Here is a 2,986-nt window from a genome sequence, read left to right on the forward strand (position 1 = left end):
TCAGCCCGACGACCGCCGTCCAGCCCGCATGCCAGGCTGCCACGGCGGCGCCGTCCCCGGCCTCGGCGGCTTCGGGGCGGCGGATGGGATCGAGAAGGGCGGTCCTAGACGTCACGGCCATCCGGGCGCAGGGGTTGAATCAGCCTTATAGGTTAGACTGCGCCTCAAGCGCCCCCTAGCGCGCTCGCCTGTCGGGGGAGCGAAGACGCAGGGCGGTTGTAGCGGGCGCGCGCGCGGCCTATGTCGCGGCCATGACTTCCACCGCCGCTCCCGCCCGCTCCATCGACGAGACCCTGGCCGAACTGGTCGAGGAGTTCGACCTGTTGGGCGATTGGGAAGGGCGCATCGAATACGTCATCGACCTGGGCAAGGACTTGCCGCCCCTGCCGGAAGAGGCGCGGATCGAAGCCAACAAGGTGCCGGGCTGCGCCGCCCAGGTCTGGCTGTCGATGCGGGCCGAGGGCGATCGCCTGTTCTTCGACGCCGACAGCGACAGCGCCCTGTCCAAGGGCAATATCGCCCTGCTGCTGCGGCTCTATTCGGGGCGGCTTCCGGCCGAGATTCTGGGCTTCGACGCCAGGGCGGCGCTGGACCGCCTGGGCCTGCCCTCGGCCCTGACGCGGCAACGCGCCAACGGTTTGAACAGCATGGTCGGCCGCATCCGCGAGGCGGCGCTGGCGGCGGGCTGACGTCAGAATAGAGCGCCTCTCCCTCCCATGAAGGGGAGGAAGAGACACGGTGTTCGGGCCTACTGTTGCGGGCCCAGGAAGGGGAAGGCCCGCGCGGTGGTGAATTTGGCGGTGGCGTCGCCCGCGTGGGTGTTGATCTGGTTCTCGCCCAGCTCCAGCCGCTTGACCGAGGCGCGCGGCGAGAAGTCGACCTTCTTCAGGTCCACCCAGAAGGTGTTCGGCGTCAGGGCCGACTCGAAGAAGTAGAGCTGGCGCTTGTGATCCACGACCGTGCGCCAGCGCGTCGAGGAGATGTTCGGCTGGCCCGGCGTCGAGATGCCGAACGGCACCGAGACGTTGCGGATCACGCTGAACACGCTGGCTACGGCCATGTTCTGGTCTTCGAACTTGGGGATGGCGTTGACGTAGAAGGCGGCCCGCGCATAGCGGTCGGCCGCCCGGTTGGTGCCCGGCAGCATGACCGTGCCGCCGATGCCTTCCCAATAGGTGTTCAGCGCCAGTTGCTGGTCGAAGGTCGGCGAGTTGGTCATCACCTGATAGTCGCGGCTGTGGTGGATCACCAGCTTGCCGTCGATGTACTCGAAGATGGCGCTGTCGCCGTCGGAATCTGACAGGGACAGGTGCAGGGTGGTCAGGCGTTCCTGCCCCGGCACATTGTCGGTGACCAGGACGAAGGGCTCGTCGCGCAGGGCTTCGACCGCCTCGGCCACGGTGGCGTAGTTGTCGAGCGCGTACTGGGCCCAGGCGGCGATGCTGAGGGCGGGCTTGTTCGGGTCGTGGGCCGGGTATTCCGACTCGACCAGCCACAGGACGTTGGCGACCAGGCCCATCTCGTTCACGCCGTCGACGGTCGAGATGTCATAGCCGCTGGCGACGACGCTGCCGTATTTGGACGTCCACTTCAGCGAGTTCGGGCCGCCGGACCCGTCCCGCGCCATGCCGCGCGGGAAGATCCAGAGGTTGGTCATGATCTCGTCCTTCCAGTCCATCGACCGGGCCGTGATCACCGCGCCGTCGTGGCCGTGGTAGACAAGGCGCGTGCACGCTTCGGCCGCCGGAACGGCCAGCATGAAGGCGGCGGCCAGGGCGGCGACGCCCTTCTTCATTCCAATACGCATGTCGTCTCCTGAGGTGAGAGGATCAACGGGGGAGGGGTCAGTAGGTCAGCGACAGGCCCAGCACCGGGCCGTGGCGGGTCACCTTCCAGTCGAAGCGCTGGCCGGTGAAATCGTCCTGCTCATAGTTCTGATGCAGCATCCGATAGCCGGCGTTGATCGAGACGGCGCCGCCCGCCAGCGGCGTGCGATAGGAGGCCAGGGCCTGCCAGGCCAGGCTGTGGCGGTCATTGTCGCCCAGGCCGCCGGCGTCGACCTGGGTCCGCAGGGTCCAGCGTTCGGACACGTCGCTCTCGACCCGCAGGCCCAGCAGCAGGTCGGTCCATTCAGCGCCCTTCTGCGTCGCGCCCAGCGGGGTGTTCAGGTCGGCGCGCAGCTTGCTCCAGCGGGCGCCGATCAGCGGTTCGACGCGGAAGCTGCGCACGTCGCCGAAGGCGGTGCGGCCGCCCACGGGATCGTCGATCAGGCGGAACAGCACGCCGCCCGAGACGGTGGTCGAACGGGTGCCGAGCTCGGCCGGAACGCCCATCAGGGACACGCCCTCATTGGTCTTGGCGTATTGATAGTCGACGAAGGCGCCCCAGCGCCCCTTGCGCACCTCGACGTCGCCCATGACGACGCTCTCCAACTGGTCGAAGGCGTCCGAGGCGGATACATCCACCGGCGCCTTGTGCCCCGCCAGGGTGACATTGCCGTCCAGCGAGGTGGCCCAGACATAGGGGCTGACGGTGACGCGCCACTGGTCGTCGGCGTCGGTCTGGGCCCCGATCTGGGCGCTGGCGGAACCGGCGACGGCGAGGCCCGCCAGTCCGAGAAGAAGCGAGGCGGGGCGGAGGAACGTCATGGGGAGTCTACTCACTGCGACCGAGAGGATCGCCCTTGGGTAGAACGGCCATGCTTAAGTAATCGTAGATCAGCAATCTTTGATTGTGCGTCCCGCATGACGGCGGCGCGCCGTCATGCGAGGCCGTAGTACTCGGCCAGAGCCTGCAAACCTTGTTTCAGCAGGGTCTTGCCCTGACGGCGGCGCAGGGACAGGGCCTGCTCAGCCAGTTGCAGCGAGGTGCCGTGGATGCAGACCTGCTCGACCATGGCGCGCAGACGCGGGCCGCAGGCGTCCAGCGCCGCCTTGACCCGGCCTGAGGCCGACAGGGCGCGGTCGCCCGGCTCGATCCGCCCTGC

At 68.0% G+C, this 2,986-nt stretch carries 4 protein-coding genes; 1 reads left to right on the forward strand and 3 read right to left on the reverse strand.

Annotated elements, in window-relative coordinates:
- Nucleotides 1-251: 251 nt before the first annotated feature.
- Nucleotides 252-689: a SufE family protein gene (locus tag RT567_RS15580; protein ID WP_313577144.1), complete on the forward strand. Its 438-nt coding sequence runs from the start codon at nucleotides 252-254 to the stop codon at nucleotides 687-689.
- A 59-nt stretch (nucleotides 690-748) separates the two neighbouring features.
- Here the strand turns inward: RT567_RS15580 and RT567_RS15585 are convergent, their stop codons facing one another.
- The 3 genes from RT567_RS15585 to RT567_RS15595 all read right to left on the reverse strand — a co-directional run.
- On the reverse strand, nucleotides 749-1,807 hold the full coding sequence (locus tag RT567_RS15585) for a linear amide C-N hydrolase (RefSeq protein ID WP_313577145.1): 1,059 nt from the start codon (nucleotides 1,805-1,807) through the stop codon (nucleotides 749-751).
- 37 nt (nucleotides 1,808-1,844) lie between these two features.
- Nucleotides 1,845-2,648 carry a hypothetical protein gene (locus RT567_RS15590; protein WP_313577146.1) on the reverse strand — a complete coding sequence of 268 codons (804 nt, stop codon included), beginning with the start codon at nucleotides 2,646-2,648 and terminating at the stop codon, nucleotides 1,845-1,847.
- A gap of 113 nt (nucleotides 2,649-2,761) precedes the next feature.
- Nucleotides 2,762-2,986, reverse strand: a 225-nt coding sequence (locus RT567_RS15595; RefSeq protein WP_313577147.1) for a DUF6456 domain-containing protein, incomplete at its 5' end; no start/stop codon positions are given.

Source organism: Brevundimonas sp., assembly GCF_032107865.1.
Classification (GTDB): Bacteria; Pseudomonadota; Alphaproteobacteria; order Caulobacterales; family Caulobacteraceae; genus Brevundimonas.

Excerpts from the sequence above, each read along its gene's own strand:
- RT567_RS15580 (WP_313577144.1), top strand. The coding sequence starts at position 252 with ATGACTTCCACCGCCGCTCCCGCCCGCTCCATCGACGAGACCCTGGCC.
- RT567_RS15585 (WP_313577145.1), bottom strand. The coding sequence starts at position 1,807 with ATGCGTATTGGAATGAAGAAGGGCGTCGCCGCCCTGGCCGCCGCCTTC.
- RT567_RS15590 (WP_313577146.1), bottom strand. The coding sequence starts at position 2,648 with ATGACGTTCCTCCGCCCCGCCTCGCTTCTTCTCGGACTGGCGGGCCTC.